We start from the raw sequence: 22465 nt of genomic DNA, 5'->3' as shown, positions 1-22465 counted from the left end.
GAAACCCCGCCCCTACAGGTTTTGCGATTTAATGACTGTATCTCACAAAGAGTGCATACCGCTATATCGCTGTTTACTGTTCACTGTCCCCTATTCCCTATTCCCTATTCCTTGACCAATGACTACCGACAAAATTATCGTTCCTTTAGATGTACCAGATTTAGATAGTGCGATCGCTCTTGTTGATAAACTTCCCCAAGTCACTTTCTGGAAGGTTGGTTTGGAGTTGTTTACCAGCACTGGTCCGACTATTCTGGAAATTCTCAAATCTCGCCAAAAGCGGATTTTTCTAGATTTGAAATTTCACGATATCCCCAACACTGTCGCCGGTGCTTGTCGGGCTGCGGCTAGTTATGGCGTGGATTTATTGACAATTCATGCTACTAATGGTAAAGATGCCCTGAAAGCTGCGGTGGAAGCGGTGCAAATTGGGGCGGAAAAAGCGGGGACTAAACCACCAAAGTTAATCGCTATTACTTTGTTAACCAGCATTTCTACAAGACAGTTGGCGTTTGATTTGAAAATTCCTTTAGAATTGCCGGAATTTGCTTTACAAATGGCGCTTTTAGCTCAAGAATCTGGTTTAGATGGGGCGGTTTGTTCACCCCAAGAAGTGGGACAATTGCGGGAAAGTTGTGGAAATGATTTTTTACTAGTTTGTCCAGGAGTACGTCCAACTTGGGCTGAGAAAGGAGATCAAAAGCGATCGCTCTCCCCCTCTCAAGCTATACTTGCAGGTGCAGATTATCTAGTTATTGGTCGTCCCATTACTGCTGCGGCTGACCCTGAATTAGCTTGGAATCAGATTGTTGAAGAAATTAACACAGTCTCATGAAAGCAAGAATCAGCTGGCTTGTAACTTCTAGCTGCTGGCTTTTAATTTCTAATAGCCTTCATTACCCTGCATTTTCCAAAACTCTCACTCCCCAGGATAGCAGGCAGGGAGAAAATGAAAAAACCGGTTTTTCTTGTTCTGAGCAAAGTTTAGAAACAATAACTACTCAGCTATTGCGTGATTTACCGAGTTACGCCAACCGTACCACCCAACGCGCCCGTCGTCTGGGACGAAGTGTGGATATTTTCCCTTATATTTTGGCAGCAGGTAAACCGGAGTTTCAATCTTTACCTTTAAATCCCGGTATTAATGCCGTCAAGTATGAATCAGAGGGAGTTGAACAGGTTTTCTTTACTACCTTGGAACGAAAGTATATAAATAAAAAAGCGATAGAGTTACAACAATTTCACAGACTGTTTTTAACGAAAACTAAAAATGGTTGGAATGTGGTCATGATGTTGACTCAAACTGCTGCTTATCCAGCCCAATCAACTATTGCACCAGCAAGAGATAGTAGTAATGGTGCGATCGCTCAAGGTGTTAAACTTTGGTTACACGATTGTCAAGCCGGAACTGTGCGAAGGCGATAGTTGGAAATAAGTACTCGGACAAAATTCAATTCATTGGTGACAAGTTCAGGAAATCATCTCACAGTATCAAGATAACTGGGGCGCTTAATCACAACTACCACCACTGTCAAATCCCCCACTGTCGCAACTACTGGAATCGTTGCTGCTACCACTGTCATAACTCCCACCATCTCCAACGAACCAAGCATCGCTGCTGCTAGAATAGTCGCCGGAGCCAGAATTTTTTCTACCACTGGAATTGCTACTAGTGGAATAAGCTACTACCAAACCCATGACAGCTAAACTTACTAAAAAGACAACAACCGTTAAACCCATAAGGAATGACATAGTTTCCCTGTTTTGGTGATGTTTACCAGATTAACCAGCAAAAAGAAGTCTCAGTCTAGACTTCAGTTCCATCAGCCATGATTCCGAATTTCATCAAACTTCGCCCGCACTGCCTGTATATCCTGCCACATCAACCATTTAGGCTTACCTTTTTCTTTAGCCGGATTACGTAACAAGTAGGAAGGATGGAAAATCGGCATACATAAACGCCCTGACCACTCTAACCATTGTCCGCGAATTTTCGTAATTGGCCGCTTATCGCCAGTTACAGCTTTGACAGCAGTTGCACCTGTTAATAAAATAATTTTCGGATTAACTAGACGAATTTGTTCTAATAAATAAGGCTTACAAGCCGCCATTTCATCGGGAGTGGGAACTCGATTTTCTGGTGGACGGCATTTGACAATATTACAAATATATACGTCGTTATCTGGATTTAATTCTACTGATGCCAAAATTTTATCTAGTAATTGCCCTGATTTACCCACAAATGGTAAACCGATTTCATCTTCTTGTTGCCCTGGTGCTTCCCCAATAATCATGATTGTAGCTTGCAAGTTGCCACGTCCAACTACAGCATGAGTGCGAGTTTTCCCCAATTCACAACGTTGACAGATACAACAATGCTGTGCCAAATCGTCTATTGTGGGATAAGTATCGGCAGGAATGGGAATTTTAGAATCTGTGGGAATTAGATCTTTTTGGTTAAAGCTTGATTCGTTAAAAAGGCTAAGTTGAGTATCGTTGCTCATGAAAATTGGGATTTTGGCTAGGCAATTTTTCTAAAGTAGGTGCTTATTTAAATATTATTGTATATGAGTATTAGGGTTTTTATTTATTTTCTGTTGTATTTTTGAGTGTATATTAAACTGATGTATAACCAGTATTCGGAAATTCAACTATTGGCTAAGGGAACACCAAAAAATAAATTACCCAAAAATCGTAGGGTGGGTTAGGTAGTCCGTAACCCACCATAAATTTAGGGGATAGTAATGGTGGGTTACGCTGCGCTAACCCACCCTACAAATTGGGGATTTTTTTAATTGGAAGTCCCTAATACCAATTCTCTATGAAGATGCGCCAAATTAGATAGGAAACGAACCGCGAAGGCGCGAAGGACGCGAAGAAAGAAATAAAAGATCAAAAAATTTGGCGCAGGCTCACAAAGAAATGGTATAAGTGAAAACTGCCTTAATTTTGGGACAATAGCAAGTTAACCAGGAATACTGACTTATTAGGGTGGCAAAGAATGAACAAATTAACTTTTTATATCGTTTTGTTACACACTTTGTTTTTAGGAATGGGAACTGCTGGCGCTAAGTCACTACAAATCAATCGACTCAAACTAGGAACTGAAGCAGGGGTAAAAGTGGCTGAGAACACATTACCAACATCAAAAATATGGGTGATTGATCAAAACAAACAAGTACACAAACAACCTTTTATGTGGGTAGTGCAAGATCCATATAAAGCCAGACAGCAACCATTTTTACAAATTGCTAAAACTCCTAATCAGCCCAAAACAAAGCCTAATCCTAGCACTAAACCCTCTAAACCGGATGAATTAGAGCAATTTAACGAAGTAGTGAAAGATGCTGAAAAGCTAGAAGGGATGTTTACTCTTTATCGTCAAAAAGAGAAAAATAAAATATATTTAGAGATTAAACCAGAGCAACTACAGAAAAACTTCTTAGCTACAGCTACCTTGGAATCGGGTATTGGTGAAAGAGGTATTTACAGTGGAATGCCATTGCAAGATTTTTTATTTTATTTCCAACGAGTAGATAATAACTTACAATTTGTTGTCCGTAATGTTAATTTTCGTACCCGTGAAGGAGACCCCCAAGCGCGATCGCTGGCCCGGTCTTTTAGTGATTCTATTCTCTATACTATCCCAATTAAAAGTATTAATCCAGAACGCAAAACTATTCTCATTGATTTAGGTGAATTGCTGCTGACAGATTTAGCTGGATTATCTGCGGGTTTAGAATTGGCTGCTAGTCCTGAGCAAAACTACTTTGGAAATGCTAAAGTTTTTCCAGGAAATGTAGAAATTGAATCGGTTTTCAATTTCTCTAGCAGTGGTAAAAGTAGCAATAATCAAAACCAGAATTTTAATGTGCTACCTGATAGTCGGGGCTTTACTCTGCGAGTTCATTACAGCCTTTCCGAATTACCTAAAAATAATTATCAACCCCGGTTAGCAGACGATAGAGTGGGTTATTTCCTCACTGCTTATCAAGATTTATCCACAGATGATCGGAATGATCCTTTTGTGCGTTACATTAATCGCTGGAATTTAGAAAAACAAGATCCCCAAGCAGAAATTTCTCCACCCAAAAAGCCGATAGTTTTCTGGATTGATAACGCTGTACCTTTGGAGTACCGCAGTGCAATTAAAGAAGGTGTATTGATGTGGAATCAAGCCTTTTTAAAAGCGGGATTTAAGGATGCAATCGAAGTCCGACAAATGCCAGATAATGCCACATGGGACGCAGCCGATATTCGTTACAATACAATCCGCTGGATTAATACTGTAGATGGATATTTTGCGATGGGGCCATCTCGTAGTAATCCTTTGACTGGAGAAATTTTAGATGCAGATATTCTCGTAGATGCAAGTTTTGTCCGGGTATTAAAAAAGGATTATCGTCAAATTGTTTTACCCAACCAAACACAAACTCGTACTTCCTTATCAGCATTGATGCAAAATCGTCTGCTTTGTAACAAAGGTGATAAAACGGCTAAAGGATTATTAGGCAATTTATCCAAACTAGCAGGAGAGTATGATTTATGCTACGGAATCGAAGCTGCTAACCAATTTGCTTTTGGTTCGCTGGCGATGTCACTGTTGCCAAATATTACTCCGACCAAAGAGCAGGTGCAAGATTATATTCATCAATATTTACGTTTAATTATTGCTCATGAAGTTGGTCATACTTTAGGTTTGCGGCACAATTTTCGTGGTAGTACCCTCTTACCACCAGAGGAGATGAATAATCTAGAAATTAGCCGTAGCAAAGGTTTGACATCATCGGTAATGGATTACATTCCCCCCAATATTGCCCCCCAGGGTACGCAGCAGGGAGATTATTTCCCCAGTATGGTGGGAACTTATGATGACTGGGCAATTCAGTATGGCTACTCTCCTTCTGAAGCTAAAACTCCTATTGGGGAAAAACCATTTTTAGATAAAATTGCTGAACAATCAGCAAAACCAGAGTTGAGTTATTCTCCTGATGAGGATACATCTGATATTGATCCGACTTCGGCTGCTTGGGATAATAGCGGCAATGTGCTGGTTTATTCTCAATGGCAGTTGGATAATTCCCGTCTGATGTGGCAACGTTTAAATCAGGGTTATCCAATGGCTGGAGAAAGTTATAGTGATTTAAGCGATCGCTTTGAAACTGTATTAGGTAATTATTTACAGCAGTTATTCTATACGAGTAAATACATTGGTGGACAGTCTTTTTATCGAGTTCATCCCAGTGAAGGGAAAGGAAAATTGCCGTTTGTAGCAGTTCCAGTAGAACAACAAAGGCAGGCATTAGCAACTCTGCAAAAGTATGTATTTGCTGAGGATGCGCTGAATTTTTCCCCAGAATTGCTGAATAAATTAGCACCTTCACGGTGGCGACATTGGGGTATTACTCCCAAGACGGGACGTTTAGATTATCCAATTCATGATTTGGTGTTGTTTGTTCAGAGTGCGGTGTTAGGGGATTTACTTTCAGGCAATCGCCTTTCTCGTCTCAAGGATATTGAATTGAAAAGTAAAGCTGGGCAATCATTAACTTTACCTGAGTTATTCGATACTTTGCAAAATGGGATTTGGACGGAAATTTTACAACCCAAAGGCAAATTAAAAATTTCTAGTTTGCGGCGAGGTTTACAACGGGAATATCTGAATTTGTTGATGGCTATGGTGTTGCGGAAAGAAGCCGTACCAGAAGATGCTCGGACTTTAGCTTGGTATAAACTCCAACAGTTGAATAGCAAACTTAGAGGAGTGAATTCTGAAGATGAATATACCAAAGCTTTCCTATTAGAAACACGCGATCGCATCGATAAAACCTTAAACGCCCCATTACAAGGGAATTAGAATAATTCGTAATTCGTAATAGTGCCTACGGTCCCGCTAGGGATACGTAATTCGTAATAGTGCCTCCGGCAGGCTACGCCAACGTAATTTGTAATTAGGATTGCTATATTGTAGAGACGTTTCAAGAAACATCTCTACATTTTCCGCCCTTTAACTACTCAAAGCCTTGATAAACCGTTGCAAACTCTTAAACACACTGGGTTTTTTTGCAGGTGTTCCATCTGTGGAGTTTACCGGTTGTCCCTTCATGAGAATCATATCTAACTCATCACCTGCCGGTCTTTTTGGTAGTTCGGCAATTTTTTGATATTCGCCTTCAATTTCTAACCATACTTCCCACTGTCCAGGATAGCTACGAAAAACGGCGCTTTCTTCATCAACAGGGCGGAGGTAATAGCAAGATTCAATGGTGCTGATGAAACGGCGACGGGTTTCTCTAGCAGCGTAACCAATACCGACGACACCCGAATCTTCGAGACGAGGATTTAACATGATGAAGGGGCGCGTACCAATTACTTCACATAGCTTTTCTAATTGCGGTACTTCTACGGAAGTTGGGGCGATAAAGAGGAAAATTTCATCTTCTGGCTGAATTTTGGTTTGCAAAGAAGCAGCCCTACCTGTACCAATATCCTCAATTTTAAATGGTACATCTTGCCAATCTCGACGGGCTAAAGCAGCTGCACCCGCATCAGCAAAAAAGACTTTGAGACGGGATTCATATTCAGCCAACACAGGCAGAAATTGTGCTGCAACTGGCATAAATTTGAGTTCGGGAAACAGAAAATCAACTTGAATGCGAGTCATGCCATCAGCTAAAGCAGATTTTACAGCTTCACGGGATTGGGCGATCGCATCTTCTAAGGTTTTGGGTAGTTCTGGCATAATTTAGATATTGGATAAAGTCTCTTGATCAATATTCAATTCTCTCAGTTTGGCGGCTAGACGTTCAGCTTTCAGCCAATACTTTTCAAACAACCCCTCCCCGACAAAGCTGTACTTTGTCTCCCCTCCCCGCAAGCGGGGAGGGGTTGGGGGTGGGGTGTCAAGATATGTAGGTATATAAACAGTATTTAACCGGGCTTGATCTTAGAGGTTGGTGAATTCATGTATAAAATTCTCTTACTCTCTGTGCCTCTGCGCCTCTGCGTGAAACAACACCTGATTTAATATTTTGCTAAAGATAAATCCGGCATCAATCTCTGCAAAACTTGTTTCAACACCATCGCTGTCCAATCAATATCTGCTGCTGTCGTCTGTTTCCCCAAGGTTAACCGAATTCCTGACAAAGCCGCTTTTTCAGAATAACCCATTGCTAATAAAATCGGACTAGGGCTTAATTTACCACTATGACAAGCAGCACCGGCACTAATACCAATCCCCGCCAAGTTTAGCTGACGTACCAATGTTTTACCGCTGATTTTTTCCCCATCGGCGTATTTTAAATAAAAACTGAGATGATGAGGAAGACGGTGGATTAAATCACCCGTAGGAACTAAACCGGGAACATCTGCTAAAAGAGAAAATAAGCGATCGCGCAATTCGATCAATCTTAACCTTTCCCCCACCAATTCTTGCGCCGCTAATTCCGCAGCTACCCCAAAACTCGCAATAGCGGGTGTTGCTTGCGTACCCGAACGCAGTCCTCTTTCTTGTCCACCCCCCCCCACCAAAGGCATTAAATCCACACCGGGACGCACATACAACGCCCCTGCACCCAAAGCACCATATAGTTTATGACTAGATAGACTTAGTAAATCTACAGGTAAAGTCTGCACATCTATAGGTAAACGTCCGGCAACTTGGACTGCGTCTGTGTGAAATAAAGCACCATGTATTTTAGCAATTTTACCTAATTCAGCAATCGGTTGTACCGTCCCGACTTCACTTTGTCCGTAAATCACGGAGACTAAAACCGTGTTATGACGCAAAGCTGCTTTTAAATCTAGGGGATTGACTCTACCTTGATGATCAACACCCAACCGGGTTACATCCCAACCCCAACTTTCTAACATTCGTGCTGGTTCAGAAATGGCAGAATGTTCCACACTAGAAATAATAATATGTTGGGGGACAGTGTAACATCGGGCTACCCCCATCATTGCTAAATTGTCTGCTTCCGTTCCCCCAGAAGTAAAGATAATTGATTCAGGAATGGCGTTAATTAATCCTGCAACTTGCATTCTCGCCTGTTCCAGAACCAACGCTGAACGGTTGCCCCATTCATGTAAACTGGAAGGATTACCCCACTCTTGGGAGAGAACTGCTTGCATGATTGCGATCGCTTCTGGACGAGTAGGAGTAGTTGCACTGTAATCTAGATATATTTGCATAAAATCAATAATTGAGTTATACCCGGTTCGCCTATTTATTTATCAAACAATAATTTCCCCATCTCCGTATTACTGAGTTAGTCCTAAATGCGGATCTATTCCATTTTGACGCAGTGGGTTTTCTATATAATTCGACATACACCATTTGGGGAATAATAAAAACGTTAACCCTTAATTCACTTTGATTCAGATTACCGTGTCTATTTTCCCTCACCAAAGATATTTATCTTATATTTTTTTATTAATCTTCACTCTTTTTGGTTGTCAAAAAGTCCAGTCTTCAAATCAGCGTTTAGCACCATTACCCCAAGATCCATTAATTCAAGTTTACTTTAATCATTCCCAATCTTCAGAATATCAGGAAGCTTACCGTCAACAAACCCGCTTAGGAGATGACTTAGAAACACAGATTGTGGATGTTATTTCTCAAGCTACATCTACTGTAGATATAGCAGTACAAGAATTGCGTTTACCAACAATTGCTCAAGCCCTAGCTGCTAAACATAAATCTGGGGTAAAAGTGCGATTAATTTTAGAGAATAACTATTCTCGTCCTTGGAGTAATTTTACATCAGCAGAAATACAGAAATTAGCAAAAAGAGAACAAGACCGATATCAAGAATTCCGTAAATTTGTTGATCTCAACCAAGATGATCAAATCACACCTGAAGAAATTAGTCAACGAGATGCTTTAGCAATTATCCAAAATGCCAAAATACCCTGGATAGATGATACTGCTGATGGTTCTAAAGGTAGCAGTTTAATGCACCATAAATTTGTAATCATAGATAATCGCTTTGTGATTGTTACTTCTGCAAATTTCACTTTAAGCGATACTTTCGGTGATTTTACAAATCCCAGCAGTTTAGGAAACGCCAACAATTTATTAAAAATTGATAGTCCCGAATTAGCAACTTTATTTACAGAAGAGTTTAACATGATGTGGGGTGATGGAGCAGGAGGAAAACCAGATAGTATATTTGGTGTGAAAAAGCCCCTGCGTTTACCCAAACAAATCACTTTAGCTAAGAATAAAATTACCGTACATTTTTCTCCGACTTCATCAACTCAAATTTGGAGTCATACTAGCAATGGATTAATTGGTAAAACCTTGGATACAGCCACTAAATCTGTAGATATGGCATTATTTGTATTTTCAGATCAACTATTAGCTAATATTTTAGAAAAGCGTCATGATCAAAATGTACAAATTCGGGCTTTAATTGAACCACAATTTGCCTATCGTTTCTATAGTGAAGCTTTAGATATGATGGGAATTGCTGTCAGTGATAACTGTAAATATGAAATTGATAACCGTCTTTGGAAAAATCCTATTTCTACAGTTGGAGTTCCAATTTTACCCAAAGGAGATTTTTTACATCATAAATTTGCTATCGTTGACAACCAAACTGTAATTACAGGTTCACATAATTGGTCAGAAGCAGCTAATCATGGTAATGATGAAACGTTAATAGTCATTGAAAATCCTACAGTAGCGGCTCATTATGAACGTGAATTTAATCGACTTTACACAAATATCAAACCAGGTTTACCGCCAAGAATTCAAACTAAAATTGATGCAGAAGTCAAAAAATGTCCCCAAATCAAAACTCCTTCATCATTGGAAAAGTTAGAAAATGCAACAATCAATCTTAACACAGCAACCCAGGAAGAATTAGAAACTCTCCCAGGTGTAGGTAAGAAATTAGCCGAAAGGATAATTATTGCTCGTCAACAGCAAAAATTTACATCTTTACAAGATGTAGAAAAAGTTCCAGGAATTAGTATTAAAACTTTAGAAAAATGGCAAGAACGTGTAACTTGGTAATATGAACAATATTTATTTTTTACATGAGATGCAAGAACCAAAATTTTGTAAAACGGGCATTTTTCCTGTGCAATTAATTTTTGCAAGTTAAATGCTTATAATCACAAACTATCTACCTTCGGAACTGGTAGTTTTGTACTGGTAGGATTGATAATAGAAACACCCAACTCTTGACTAATTGCTAAAGCTTGCTCATAGCACTGAGAACCTAAACTATGAAGGTTCATTTTTTGATATAGTTCTGATAGGGCTTCGAGTACCTCAGATTCCGCCAGACGGCATTCCATTTCTCTGAAAGTTGTTAAAGCTGATTGTAAATGTTGTTCTGCTTCTTGATACTGATTCATCCGCATCAAAGTTTTGCCTATATTACAAGTTCCCCAAGCTTCTTGAGTTCTATAACCAATTTTTTGGGCAACTGCTAAACCCTGTTTATTGTAATCTAGTGCTTGTAAATAATCCTCCATACAAATATAAACAAGTCCTAAACTTGTTAACACTATAGATTCTTGTTCAGGATCACCAATTTCTCTAACATTTACCAACTCACTTTGATAGCACTCCAAAGCTTTACTATATTGTCCTAAATAGATATAAGCAAGACCCAATCTCGTATTCAAAATATTTTGCAGATGGCGATCCCTAAGCTGATGGGCAATAGTTAAACCTTGTTCATAGAATTCAATAGCAGTAGCATGATTGCTTTGCATTAAATACACGCTGCCTAAATTGTTTAGGAGTTGAGCTTTCATGGATTCATCAGCTATTTTCGTAGCTATTTCTAAGCCTTTTTCATAACAATTAAGACAGTGAGAATATTGACTCATATTATAATAAACATTGCCCAAACCACATAAATAAGCTAGCTCAGTGACAGGATCTAAATGACCGATAAGATTCTTATATAAATTAATCAGTTCTACATAGCATCCCCAGATACCCAATTGTTGATGAAATTGCTGTTGACTGGGTGGAGTTAAAGGCATAGATAATATATCACTGGCTTTTGTCCAAGCTTGAGCATCACAGAGATGATAAAGTGCTTGCAAATATCCCTCCAACTTTTGGCGGTGGGTAGCATTGATTTGAGTTTGGTAATCTGTTAGCCAGTTGATGACAGCTATATAATTATCTAATTGTTCAAGGGGAACTTGTTGTACAAGAGTGGATGGTTGAATGCCTATCTTTTCAAGTACGATAGATCCTGGTAGTAAGGAAATTTCCATTTTATGCCTCTTGTGTACATAATTTTTGTCGATGGTTTATAGCAACACTGCGAACTAAATTGTGCATTCCTATCAGGATCATTCCATTATTTTGATCAAATGAAATTTCTATCAAATAACGATCTTTTAAAGTTTCTAGTGCGAGTTTTTGCTGTTCATCGGTATATCCCCTATACTCTAAATGCCTCAACCACCAACCTTTTTGCACTGGTTCACGATATACTGAAGCTGTGCAAAGCAAAATATAGCCATGATAGGCATGATCTGATAGTTTTTTGAATGTTTGCTCCAGCCTGCTTTGGACTTTTCTGCGTAACTCTACAGAATACCGATCTAATTTCCATTGATCATTTGGTGATGTTACAATCCCCAGACTAGCTTCAGCTAAAGCTTTTTCCACTTCTTTAATCTCGTGGCCATACTGTTGCCAATAGGCTGAAACATGGGACGCAAAATCATTGATAATTTCTCCGTAAATGGTTCTTAATGCCAAAGGATGTCCTTTATATGCCTTGCCTATCCTTAAAAGCAGTTTCATTTCCAGAGATTGCAAAGTAGAACCTAAACCAACTTTATCAAATAAAGAGACTTGTTCCGTTTCTGTGAGTCCATCAACTCGTTGACAGTGCCAAAAATTGGGATAGCGTGACGCGGCTTGTACCAGTTGGTTTGGTAATTCTTGAGAAGTAATAATAAAGCGACTTTGACAAGTTTCTGCTGACAACAAGCTGGCAAAAAATTGACACCACCATTCATCAATAAAATCGCTCCAGCCAATGTCTTGATCACCAAACAGCAAAAATTCCAAAGAGTCAATTAAGACTAGCTGTGGATGGTGACAAAAATATTCGACTAACCGACGCAGTAAGGACTGTGGTTGTTTTCGTTCCTCTGGAGACAAGGTTTCACCAGAATCTTCTAACCATTTTACCGATACACTCACGAAGTCTGAAGGGGTGAGTTTGTGATCAAAGTTTTTTCGGCAAAGTTTTTCTGGGTCATGATTGAACCAATTGCCTAATTCCACGCTCAAACGTTCTGCTAGTGCTGTCTTGCCAATACCTGTAAGTCCAACCAAAAGGAGCAAGCGACAACAGCCTTGTAACCGCTTGCTCAGATCGGAAATTAAATCATTTCGTCCCGTCCACGCACTGTCATAAGCAAGAAATTCATTGATTAGCGGTGGTAGGTTTGACTCTGCTGGTTGAGTTTCAATGGGTATATTCTCTTGAACTAACTCTGGTTTGTACTTATAAAATAAACTGATCAATTCCAGTCGCTTGGAAAGACGCTCGCCTGGAAGGTTTGCGAATCCAAAGGCTTTACAGATAGCTTCAATATGTTTACGAACTGTTGTTTTAGTGATAACAAGAGCATCAGCGATTTGTTGGTCTTTCTCACCACATAAGAATTTGTCTAGCACTCGTCGCTGCTGGCGGGTAAGTCCTTCAAGTGCTGTATGGAAGTGATCAATATCCACAGTGTCTCTTGGGTAATGATTTTATCGTGTATATTCTGTAGATTAGCCTATATTATACACAGTTGTGAGTATTTCTGCACAGTTGGAAGCAATGTATTTATGTGTTTGTAAACTGGGTATATACATTCTCAATATTCAATTGGATGGTGGCCTCCTTGCTTGAAGCTGAAATTACGTCTGCTGTTTTGTGTCATAAGCAAGGGCAAATACAAACAACAACTGAAAATTGAGACTGTAAACCATTTAGCAGAAAATAACAGAGGTTACATCATGGCTATTATTGGTGATTCTACGAATAACTTTCTCGTTGGGACTGATGTTAATGATGAAATATTCGGTCTTGAAGGTAATGATACTATCCTAAGCAGTTTAGGTAACGATACTTTAGATGGGGGACTTGGTACAGATACGGCTGATTACAGCAACTTGAATCAAAGTATCACCCTCTTACCAACAGGAATTCTGAAAAAGAGTGGTGGTAGCACAGATCAACTGGTGAAAATCGAGAAAATTATTGCCAATTCATCCGTAGGCAATAACACTATTGATACTTCAAGCGCTGGGGCTGGTGTATCAATCAATGTCAACCTAGGGACTCAAAGTTTAACCGTCAATGGAGTACCTGGTGTTGGTTCATTTACAGTAGTGAACTTTGATGATGTTAAAGGTACAAATGCGAATGACACTATTACTGGTGACAGCCAAAATAACCAGCTATTTGGTAATGGTGGCAATGATTACTTAGACGGTGGACTTGGTAATGACACCATGAATGGTGGCTTAGGCAACGATATTTACGTTGTTGATAGCATAGGTGATGTAGTGAAAGAAACATCTACCCTAGCCGCAGAAATTGATGATGTTTATTCATCAATCAGCTATACCTTGGGAGCCAACGTAGAAAATCTCACCCTCATAGGCACTGTTGCTATCAACGGTACAGGAAACGCTCTTAACAATAGCCTCAGAGGAAATACTGCCAATAATACCCTGAATGGTGGAGATGGTAATGATGTCTTTTTCAGTCTAGCAGGAGATGATATTATCCACGCTGGTAATGGTGATGACAAGGCTTTTGGCGGTACTGGTAACGACACCATTAAAGGAGAAGTTGGCAATGACGTTCTCTATGGAGAAGACGGCAACGATACACTTGATGGTGGGGCTGGCAACGATTTTTTAGACGGTGGACTTGGTAATGACACCATGAATGGTGGCTTAGGCGATGATATTTACGTTGTTGATAGCATAGGTGATGTAGTGAAAGAAACATCTACCCTAGCCACGGAAATTGATCAAGTTCAATCTTCTGTCAGCTATACCTTGGGAGCCAATGTAGAAAATCTTACCCTCATTGGTACAGGGAATATTAATGGCACTGGGAATAGTCTTAACAATAGCATCACAGGCAATGCTTCTAACAACACGCTCAACGGTCTTGATGGTGATGATGTCTTCTTTAGCCTAGCAGGAGATGATATTATCAACGCTGGTAATGGCAATGACAAGGCTTTTGGCGGTACTGGTAACGACACCATTAAAGGAGAAGTTGGCAATGACGTTCTCTATGGAGAAGACGGCAACGATACAATCTCTGGAGGAGATGGCAACGATTTCTTAGATGGTGGTGCTGCTAATGATACTCTCTCTGGAGGAGCAGGAGGAGATAACCTAACTGGAGGACTAGGTGCAGATCGCTTTGTCTACCCTGATTTGAAAAATTCGCTGTTAGCTGCACTCGATCGCATCATTGATTTTAATCCTAGTCAGGGCGATCGCATTGTCGTTAATTCTCTGCCCACAGCACTCTTTAATGCTGGTGTTTTCTCAACAGCTAACTACTCTACATTAAGTGCTGCTGCGATCGCTGCCTATCAAGATGCTAATCCCAATATTGCGGGAACACAATCTTTAGCTGCTAAACAATCTGTATTCTTTGGTTGGAATGGAGGCACTTACCTATCAGTTAACGATAGTCTTGCTGCCTTTAATTCTAGTAGCGACCTTTTAATTAATTTAACAGGTATAACTGGTACAGTGGCTACTGGTTTATTAACTACTAACAACTACTTTTCTGTATAGCTGAATCATGCTAAACTTCCCTGTGATTATTAAACCGACTCAACTCTATCTAAAGTATAGTCATGCAAATCTCTACTTCTCGAAAGAGGAAAAATAATTACTAAATTAGTAACATAAACCTAAGTGAGAACATCGGAGTCGGTTTATGCCTTATAGCAAAATAGATGAATTACCTCAAGATATCCAAGCACGACTACCAGAACACGCACAACAGATTTTTGTGGCTGCTTTCAATGCTGCACAACATGATGGAATGAGAGAAGAAGGTGCAAAGGAAGTAGCTTGGAATAGTGTTCACAATGAATATGAACCAGATAGCGAAGGTAACTGGCGTAGAAAACCAGAAGATCCTGCTATACATCATAAATCTGTAACGTCTGGTGGGAATTAATTAATTATCTTTTAAATCAATGTGGCATTGCTGACGGTTTATAATTTATGTAGACCGTTTTTTCTATAGAAATATTGAATATGCTAATTATTAAAGACGAAATTAAACTTCGTCCTATGCAAGATAATCTTTATGATTATGAGTTAATGGAAAAATGGCGCACAGATGAGCAAGTATTAAAATTTTATGGAGGACGAGATGATCCTCATTACTTAGAAAAAGTTATCGCCACCTATCAACCGAGAATTCAGGGAGAAGAACCTGTAATTCCCTGTATCTTCTCCTATAAAAATCAGGATATTGGTTATTTACAATATTATTGTCTCAATCAACTACCAGAAGAAATTAGACAAATGTATTGTTTAGAAAATACAGATAATGTCTATGGAATTGACTTATTTATCGGCGAAACTCAATATTGGAATCTAGGAATTGGGACACAAGTGCTTTCATCAGCCGTAGAGTTCATTTTTACAGAACTACAAGCTGTTAGAATAGTAATTGATCCAAGTGTAAAAAATCCCCGCGCTATCCGCTGCTATGAAAAATCTGGGTTTGTAAAAATTAAGCTGTTACCCTCCTATGAACTGCACGAGGGTAAATATCAGGATTGCTGGCTAATGGCAATAGACCGCAATAAATCATTACACTAAAATAAATGCCTGGCTGGGATTTAGCTTTCTATAAAAACCATGACTCAACCAACTACAAGAATTTGTATACTAGGTGGCGGCTTTGGTGGCCTCTACACCGCCCTCCGTTTAAGCCAATTACCTTGGGAATCTAGTTCAAAACCTGAAATTATATTAGTAGATCAGAGCGATCGCTTTATCTTCTCTCCCCTACTCTACGAACTCCTCACCGGCGAACTCCAAACCTGGGAAATTGCTCCTCCCTACCAAGAACTGTTACAAGGTACAGGAGTGCGTTTTCATCAAGCAGTTGTCTCAGGAATTGACATAGACAAGCAACGGGTACAGTTACAAGATAGTCCAGGAATTTCCTACGACCGGCTAGTATTGGCTTTAGGTGGCGAAACACCCTTAGATTTAGTACCAGGCGCGACAGAATACGCCTATCCATTCCGTAGCATCACTGACGTTTATCGTTTAGAAGAACGCCTGCGAATTTTAGAAGAATCAAATACTGAAAAAATTCGCGTCGCCATCGTTGGCGCTGGTTACAGTGGCGTAGAATTAGCCTGTAAACTCGCAGATAGAATTGGTGAAAAAGGACGCTTCCGCCTCATTGAAATCAGCGATCAAATTTTACGAACTTCCCCAGAGTTTAACCGCCAAGCCGCCAAAAAAGCCTTAGAAACCAGAGGCGTGTTTATTGACTTAGAAACCAAAGTAGTATCAATTGCAGAAGATACCATCTCCCTAGAGTATAAAGATCAAATAGACGAAATTCCCGTAGATTTGGTAATCTGGACAGTAGGAACAAGAGTCGCCTCAGTGATCAAAACCCTCCCCCTCAAGCAAAACCAGCGCGGCCAAATCACCACAACACCTCAACTGCAAGTACTTGAACATCCAGAAATTTTTGCATTAGGAGACTTAGCAGACTGTCTTGACGCAGAAGGAAAGCAAGTACCCGCCACAGCCCAAGTTGCCTTTCAACAAGCCGATTATACAGCATGGAACATCTGGGCTTCTTTAACCAATCGTCCCCTACTTCCCTTCCGCTATCAACAATTAGGCGAAATGATGGCCTTGGGAGTAGACAACGCCACTCTCACCGGTTTAGGCATCAAACTAGATGGTTCTTTAGCATACCTCGCCCGTCGTCTAGCTTATTTGTATAGGCTACCAACTTTAGATCATCAACTCAAAGTAGGCTTTAACTGGCTAGTGCGTCCGATTATCGAAACCCTTTCTCGGTAAATCACTTTCGATCTTCTGTTGAGGCTGGGTGTGGGGTGTAGGGAAAGAAAAAAATTCGTAAATACATTCAACCGTAGGGTGGGCATTGCCCACCTAAATCATTGCTGCGGTTGGCATTTCCCACCCTAGGAGACTTAAAATTTTATGGCTACGCCACGCAAGCTATCAGATATCATTGATAATTCCTATATCAGTCCTAATTGAACCCTATTGATTTATAAGTAATTAGCATTAGGTATTATTATTATTTATTATGAAAAAACCGAAAGTTATTTTTGTAGATGCTGTAGGTACACTCTTTGGAGTCAAAGGCAGTGTAGGGATAGTTTATAGTCAAATAGCCCAAGAATTTGGCGTTGTGGTTTCCCCCGAAATCCTGAATAAACAATTTTTTAAAAGCTTTAAAGCTGCACCACCACCTATATTTCTGGATGCAGATATTAAAGATATTGCCCAACGGGAATTTGATTGGTGGCGAATCATCGCCCTAAATACCTTTGCAGGTGCAGGTGTTCTCAAAGAATTTTCTGACTTTTCTGCTTTCTTTAGTGAACTCTATATCCACTTTGGCACTGCTGAACCTTGGTTTGTTTATCCAGATGTTCCCCTAGCTTTGGTGAACTGGCGACGGTTGGGAGTAGAATTGGGTGTATTGTCTAATTTCGATTCTCGGCTGTACTCAGTTTTACAAAGCTTGGGACTCAGAGATTATTTTAAATCCATTACCATTTCTACCCAAGTACGTGCAGCTAAACCAGATCCGCAAATTTTTAAACTAGCCCTGCAAAGCCATAGCTGTTCCCCAGAGGAAGCATGGCATATTGGTGACAGCATTACAGATGATTATCACGGTGCTAAAGCTGCTGGAATCAGGGGGATTTGGATTAACCGCGAGCAAAATTATTAAATTCTTCTTCATCCCCTCAACTTTTTTACCCAGAAGAAGATTAGGGGAGAAAATTGTCAAAAAAGCGCAAATCACGCAATTATGACTAGTACAGGCGGAAACCCAGCTACCATCTAAAAGAGGTAAAAAGCTGATCAAACAAGCTTTTTTAAGTTTTTATTTTTATTTTTAATTCCCCCTTGCGGTACTAGCCTCTACCAATAAAGATATATTTAAAAATCTATCCCGTACAAATTCACTGTTTGTTTTTGAATCTATGAAGTCTTATTTAGCCGCCGCTATTCAAATGACCAGTGTGCCTGATCTACAGAAAAACTTGACACAGGCAGAAGAATTTATTGATCTGGCTGTGCGTCAGGGTGCGGAATTAGTAAGTTTACCAGAAAATTTCTCCTTCATGGGAGAAGAAAAAGACAAACTCACACAAGGGGAAGCGATCGCATTTGAATCAGCAAAATTTCTGAAAACGATGGCACAACGCCACCAAATTACCATCCTTGGCGGCGGCTTTCCCGTCCCTGTAGACGGCACAAGCAAAGTCTACAACACGGCTTTACTAATCAATCCTAACGGTGAAGAACTCGCCCGTTACCACAAAGCACATCTATTTGATGTCAATGTCCCTGACGGCAACACTTACCAAGAATCTAGTACTGTTATGGCTGGAAAAGCCTTGCCTCCAGTCTATTTCTCCGACGAATTGGGTAATCTAGGACTTTCTATTTGCTATGATGTCCGCTTCCCGGAACTATATCGACATTTGTCAGACAAGGGAGCCGATGTTGTCTTTATTCCTGCGGCTTTCACTGCTTTTACAGGTAAAGACCATTGGCAAGTATTACTACAAGCCAGAGCGATTGAAAATACTTGTTATGTAATTGCACCTGCCCAAACTGGCACTAACTACGCCCGTCGTCAAACCCACGGACACGCCATGATTATCGATCCTTGGGGTGTAATTTTAGCAGATGCCGGAGATAAACCAGGAGTAGCGATCGCAGAAATTAAACCTAGTAGAATTGAACAAGTGCGTCGGCAAATGCCATCTTTACAGCATCGGGTGTTTTAGAGACTGGATCTGACAGAGGCTTTATGATGCGGGCCGAAAAGCCCGCTAATAATTAAGGACAGGCAAGATGCCTATCCCACAAAACCTGTATAATACAGCAGAATTCAGGAGTCAGGAGGAGGCAGTGCGGTGGACGGGTTCCCAAGGCAGTCCGGTCTTGGTGGTTTCCCCAAAGAGGAACTGCCGTCGGCATAAAGGAGGCAGTGCGTTGGGCGGGTTCCCCGACTTGTAGCAACTGCCGTCAACTGCCGTTCAGGAGTCAGGAGTAAAACTGGCTTGGTGTCTAGGTTTCAATTTAGATTCTGTACCTCATTGATCTGCAATCTGCTGTATACGTGAAAAGACTTACAGCAGAATTCAGGAGTCAGGAGTCAGGAGTCAGGAGTAAAACTGGCTTGGTGTCTAGGTTTCAATTTAGATTCTGTACCTCATTGATCTGCAATCTGCTGTATCAGCAAAGTGATAGAAGTCAGTTGTTTCCTGATTTAGATTGGCAACTATTAGCCTAATATATTCGACCCCAAAAACAACCACAAGCAGTTAAAGAATTAATTTGTGCAATTCGTTCCTTAATCTAAATTCAACATACTTTATCTTGGCTGAATAATTAGTCAACAGAACTGTAATGCTCAATAAAATTATATTTTTAATTTTACTTTCCTCAATACTGCTTATTAGCAATTTATCAACTTCCCAGGCTTTTAAACCTTTGTCTGATTATCAGCCTCTTCAAGTTATCAACGGTGCGGGGTTGTATGAGAAGAATTTAGCCAATGGTAATAAAGCTTATTTGCAAGTTATCGATTTGTCAAAAATGCACATAGACCAACTGACTGGAGAAGTTGATAACATGGGTCTAGGTCAAGGAAAATACTATAAAGGAGAAGGAGGATATTACAGCCCGTTTTTTCAGAACAAGTTGTTCTCTCAAGTATCCCAAGAATATAAAAAACTTTATAATAATGATGTTTTTTCTCTAATTAATTGCTCTTTTTTTGAGCAGTACCAATCTAGTACACAGTTATCATTCCCAATTAAACTCAATGGTACAGTAATTAGTGGTGGAACCAGCCCTTACGGCCCTATCAGAGAACCAAAAGATAAGTTTTATAGCAAAGTTCGTCTGAAAGCTTTAGTTTGGGACGATGAACAAGCATACATCACTGACTACAACCCTGTTAATGGTGCGCCTCTAAATCAAAAGCGTGTACAGAATGCCATTGTCTCCTACCAGTACAGTGATCATCCAGCAAAAGTGTTAGCCCAAAATCCAGCTAACAAGTATCAAGTCATTGGTACTTTGAACAAAGATAGTATCAAGGGCGATGAACTAATGTTAATTATGACAGTAAACAAAGCAACTTTGGATGAAGCAGCCAGTTTGCTACGTCAATTAGGAGTTAAGGGAGATATCATTACAGTTGATGGTGGTACTTCAACATATTTATCTAATTCTCAAACAGGAAACATTGTCCTTCCCCAACTGTCAAATTCGCTAGAAAATCCTACTTTCTCTGAGTTACCGCACTATCTAGGATTTCGTAAAAAAAGCAAAAAACAGCTTTCACCACACATCTTTGTTAGTCAGCCTGTCACGAAGGTAAATATAGAAAAAAATGAGCCGTATCTCCTATTGTGGCAGGATAATCTTGATGGAGATGTGACAATTCAATTGTACGATGGTACAAAATTGATTAAAACGATCTCTCCTCACACTGCGAGTGATGGAATTTATAAATGGAAGCCAGACATATCCTTGAAACCAGGTTATATTATTCGGATTTCTAGCCAATATGACCGGAAAATTTTTGGGGAGTTGCACTTAGAATAATCAATTTTAAGCATAATCAAATACAATCATGGTGTAACCGTAAACGCCTTTATTCTTACCTTCTAGCAATACAAAAAACCGGGCAACTTTAACGTCACCCGGCTGATTTATCTAGGGGTATAGCAAGGCCTTACCCTATTTATTGCTGATAAGAATTAAACTTTAGCAGCAGCCTTCATGACAAGTTCACCCTTAGCATACTTAGCAGCAAAATCTTCTAAAGAAACTTGCTTAATCTTGCTTGCGTTACCAGCAGTACCAAACTGTACATAACGGTCAGCACAAACCTTCTGCATATATTTAATAGAAGGCTTGAGGAAGTGACGAGGATCGAATTCCTTGGGATTAGCAGCCAAAGCTTCACGCACAGCCGCAGTGATAGCCAAACGGTTATCTGTGTCGATATTTACCTTACGAACACCACTCTTAATACCTTTTTGGATTTCTTCTACAGGTACACCGTAGGTTTCAGGAATAGCACCACCATATTGGTTAATCAGTGCAATCAAATCTTCAGGTACAGAAGAAGAACCGTGCATTACCAAGTGGGTGTTAGGTAGACGACGGTGAATTTCTTCAATGCGGCTGATAGCTAAAATTTCACCAGTAGGCTTACGGGTAAACTTGTAAGCACCATGACTTGTGCCAATAGCCACAGCCAAAGCATCTACTTGAGTTGCTTCTACGAAGTTAACAGCTTCATCGGGGTCAGTTAACAGTTGAGAATGGTCTAGTGTACCTTCAAAACCGTGACCATCTTCAGCTTCACCAGCACCAGTTTCTAGAGAACCCAAACAACCGAGTTCACCTTCAACACTCACACCCAAAGAGTGAGCTACGTTGACAACTTCGCTGGTAACTTTAACGTTATACTCGAAACTTGCTGGAGTCTTAGCATCAGCTTCCAAAGAACCATCCATCATCACGCTGGTGAAGTTGTTCTTAATAGCTGAATAGCAGGTAGAAGGAGCATTACCATGATCTTGGTGCATGACAATGGGAATCTCTGGATAGGTTTCTACCGCAGCCAAAATCAGGTGGCGCAGGAAGTTTTCACCTGCATAATTACGAGCGCCGCGAGAAGCTTGTAAAATTACGGGGCTATCTGTGTCAGCCGCCGCCTTCATAATTGCCTGAATCTGCTCTAAGTTGTTTACGTTAAAAGCGGGGATGCCGTAACCGTTTTCAGCAGCGTGATCCAAAAGCAACCGCATTGGTACAAGCGCCATATATAATCCTCCTAATTTGGGTATCAGCCAGTCAGTTTAATAGAAGCGTAATTTTTATTTTAATGTAATTGTTACGCTAATCTTAAGGTTTTTTTCAACTTATAGGAAATTATAACTAGTAGCGGATGCTTATGCTGAAAAACTTTGCGACCTTACTATATCAAAATAATCTATCATTTCCATATAGTGCTGTGATATTCGCTACCTTAAACTCAGAACGTTTGGTCGCTGGGCATACAAGAGGCAGAGTACAGGGGGAAAGATGGTTTTACCCTGGTTTATATTTTTCTACTTAGTTTGGTTTTTTTGCTGTCTTGTCAGACTAGAGCATTTTGCTCAATAACAC

General features: G+C 40.1%; 18 protein-coding genes. 11 read left to right on the top strand and 7 right to left on the bottom strand.

Annotation, left to right across the window (positions count from 1 at the left end; translation table 11 throughout):
- The first annotated feature begins 118 nt into the window (after nucleotides 1-118).
- Together pyrF and H6G68_RS07665 are read left to right on the top strand one after the other, a co-directional pair.
- On the top strand, nucleotides 119-835 hold the full coding sequence (gene pyrF, locus H6G68_RS07670; protein ID WP_190906093.1) for an orotidine-5'-phosphate decarboxylase: 717 nt from the start codon (nucleotides 119-121) through the stop codon (nucleotides 833-835).
- Entirely contained in the window at nucleotides 832-1425 is a 594-nt protein-coding gene (locus tag H6G68_RS07665; protein WP_190906092.1) for a hypothetical protein, read from the top strand. The genes pyrF and H6G68_RS07665 overlap by 4 nt, the downstream gene beginning before the upstream one ends.
- An 84-nt stretch (nucleotides 1426-1509) precedes the next feature.
- Here the strand turns inward: H6G68_RS07665 and H6G68_RS07660 are convergent, their stop codons facing one another.
- Nucleotides 1510-1752, bottom strand: a complete 243-nt coding sequence (locus H6G68_RS07660; RefSeq protein WP_190906091.1) for a hypothetical protein — start codon at nucleotides 1750-1752, stop codon at nucleotides 1510-1512.
- Between the two features lie 71 nt (nucleotides 1753-1823).
- Nucleotides 1824-2504 (bottom strand): uracil-DNA glycosylase, encoded by a 681-nt coding sequence (locus H6G68_RS07655; RefSeq protein WP_190906090.1) that lies wholly within the window; start codon nucleotides 2502-2504, stop codon nucleotides 1824-1826.
- Nucleotides 2505-3001: 497 nt separating this feature from the next.
- Between H6G68_RS07655 and H6G68_RS07650 the strand changes: the two genes are divergently transcribed.
- Entirely contained in the window at nucleotides 3002-5857 is a 2856-nt protein-coding gene (locus H6G68_RS07650; RefSeq protein WP_190906089.1) for a zinc-dependent metalloprotease, read from the top strand.
- A gap of 150 nt (nucleotides 5858-6007) precedes the next feature.
- Here H6G68_RS07650 and H6G68_RS07645 read toward each other — a convergent pair whose 3' ends face one another.
- Together H6G68_RS07645 and H6G68_RS07640 are read right to left on the bottom strand one after the other, a co-directional pair.
- Nucleotides 6008-6742: a DUF1995 family protein gene (locus tag H6G68_RS07645; protein WP_190906088.1), complete on the bottom strand. Its 735-nt coding sequence runs from the start codon at nucleotides 6740-6742 to the stop codon at nucleotides 6008-6010.
- A 281-nt stretch (nucleotides 6743-7023) separates the two neighbouring features.
- A complete protein-coding gene (locus tag H6G68_RS07640; RefSeq protein ID WP_190906087.1) occupies nucleotides 7024-8190 on the bottom strand; it encodes a cysteine desulfurase family protein in 1167 nt (388 codons plus the stop codon).
- 196 nt (nucleotides 8191-8386) lie between these two features.
- Between H6G68_RS07640 and H6G68_RS07635 the strand changes: the two genes are divergently transcribed.
- Nucleotides 8387-10018, top strand: coding sequence for a DUF655 domain-containing protein (locus tag H6G68_RS07635; RefSeq protein ID WP_190906086.1), 1632 nt, complete (start codon nucleotides 8387-8389; stop codon nucleotides 10016-10018).
- Nucleotides 10019-10119: 101 nt separating this feature from the next.
- On the opposite strand, the gene H6G68_RS07630 is transcribed toward H6G68_RS07635, so the two are convergent.
- Together H6G68_RS07630 and H6G68_RS07625 are read right to left on the bottom strand one after the other, a co-directional pair.
- Nucleotides 10120-11244 carry a tetratricopeptide repeat protein gene (locus tag H6G68_RS07630; RefSeq protein WP_242045172.1) on the bottom strand — a complete coding sequence of 375 codons (1125 nt, stop codon included), beginning with the start codon at nucleotides 11242-11244 and terminating at the stop codon, nucleotides 10120-10122.
- A gap of 1 nt (nucleotide 11245) precedes the next feature.
- Nucleotides 11246-12724 carry a LuxR C-terminal-related transcriptional regulator gene (locus tag H6G68_RS07625; RefSeq protein ID WP_190906085.1) on the bottom strand — a complete coding sequence of 493 codons (1479 nt, stop codon included), beginning with the start codon at nucleotides 12722-12724 and terminating at the stop codon, nucleotides 11246-11248.
- Between the two features lie 270 nt (nucleotides 12725-12994).
- Here H6G68_RS07625 and H6G68_RS27575 point away from each other — a divergent pair, with 270 nt between their 5' ends.
- The 7 genes from H6G68_RS27575 to H6G68_RS07590 all read left to right on the top strand — a co-directional run bounded on the left by H6G68_RS27575 (nucleotide 12995) and on the right by H6G68_RS07590 (nucleotide 20890).
- Nucleotides 12995-14806, top strand: a complete 1812-nt coding sequence (locus tag H6G68_RS27575) for a calcium-binding protein (RefSeq protein WP_190906084.1) — start codon at nucleotides 12995-12997, stop codon at nucleotides 14804-14806.
- A gap of 145 nt (nucleotides 14807-14951) precedes the next feature.
- Nucleotides 14952-15197, top strand: coding sequence for a ChaB family protein (locus tag H6G68_RS07615; protein WP_190906083.1), 246 nt, complete (start codon nucleotides 14952-14954; stop codon nucleotides 15195-15197).
- Nucleotides 15198-15277: 80 nt separating this feature from the next.
- A complete protein-coding gene (locus H6G68_RS07610) occupies nucleotides 15278-15850 on the top strand; it encodes a GNAT family N-acetyltransferase (RefSeq protein WP_190906082.1) in 573 nt (190 codons plus the stop codon).
- Between the two features lie 39 nt (nucleotides 15851-15889).
- Nucleotides 15890-17083: an NAD(P)/FAD-dependent oxidoreductase gene (locus H6G68_RS07605; protein ID WP_190906081.1), complete on the top strand. Its 1194-nt coding sequence runs from the start codon at nucleotides 15890-15892 to the stop codon at nucleotides 17081-17083.
- Nucleotides 17084-17336: 253 nt separating this feature from the next.
- Nucleotides 17337-17990: an HAD-IA family hydrolase gene (locus H6G68_RS07600; RefSeq protein WP_190906080.1), complete on the top strand. Its 654-nt coding sequence runs from the start codon at nucleotides 17337-17339 to the stop codon at nucleotides 17988-17990.
- Nucleotides 17991-18246: 256 nt separating this feature from the next.
- Nucleotides 18247-19059 (top strand): carbon-nitrogen hydrolase family protein, encoded by an 813-nt coding sequence (locus tag H6G68_RS07595; RefSeq protein ID WP_190906079.1) that lies wholly within the window; start codon nucleotides 18247-18249, stop codon nucleotides 19057-19059.
- Nucleotides 19060-19684: 625 nt separating this feature from the next.
- Nucleotides 19685-20890, top strand: coding sequence for a hypothetical protein (locus tag H6G68_RS07590; RefSeq protein WP_190906078.1), 1206 nt, complete (start codon nucleotides 19685-19687; stop codon nucleotides 20888-20890).
- A gap of 155 nt (nucleotides 20891-21045) precedes the next feature.
- Here the strand turns inward: H6G68_RS07590 and fba are convergent, their stop codons facing one another.
- Complete coding sequence (gene fba / locus H6G68_RS07585) at nucleotides 21046-22119, bottom strand: class II fructose-bisphosphate aldolase (RefSeq protein ID WP_190906077.1); 1074 nt, start codon at nucleotides 22117-22119, stop codon at nucleotides 21046-21048.
- Nucleotides 22120-22465 lie beyond the last annotated feature (346 nt).

Source organism: Anabaena catenula FACHB-362 (genome assembly GCF_014698735.1).
Taxonomy (GTDB): Bacteria; Cyanobacteriota; Cyanobacteriia; order Cyanobacteriales; family Nostocaceae; genus Anabaena; species Anabaena variabilis_A.
Note: the sequence above shows the minus strand (reverse complement) of the source record. Positions and strands in the feature narration are given on the sequence as shown.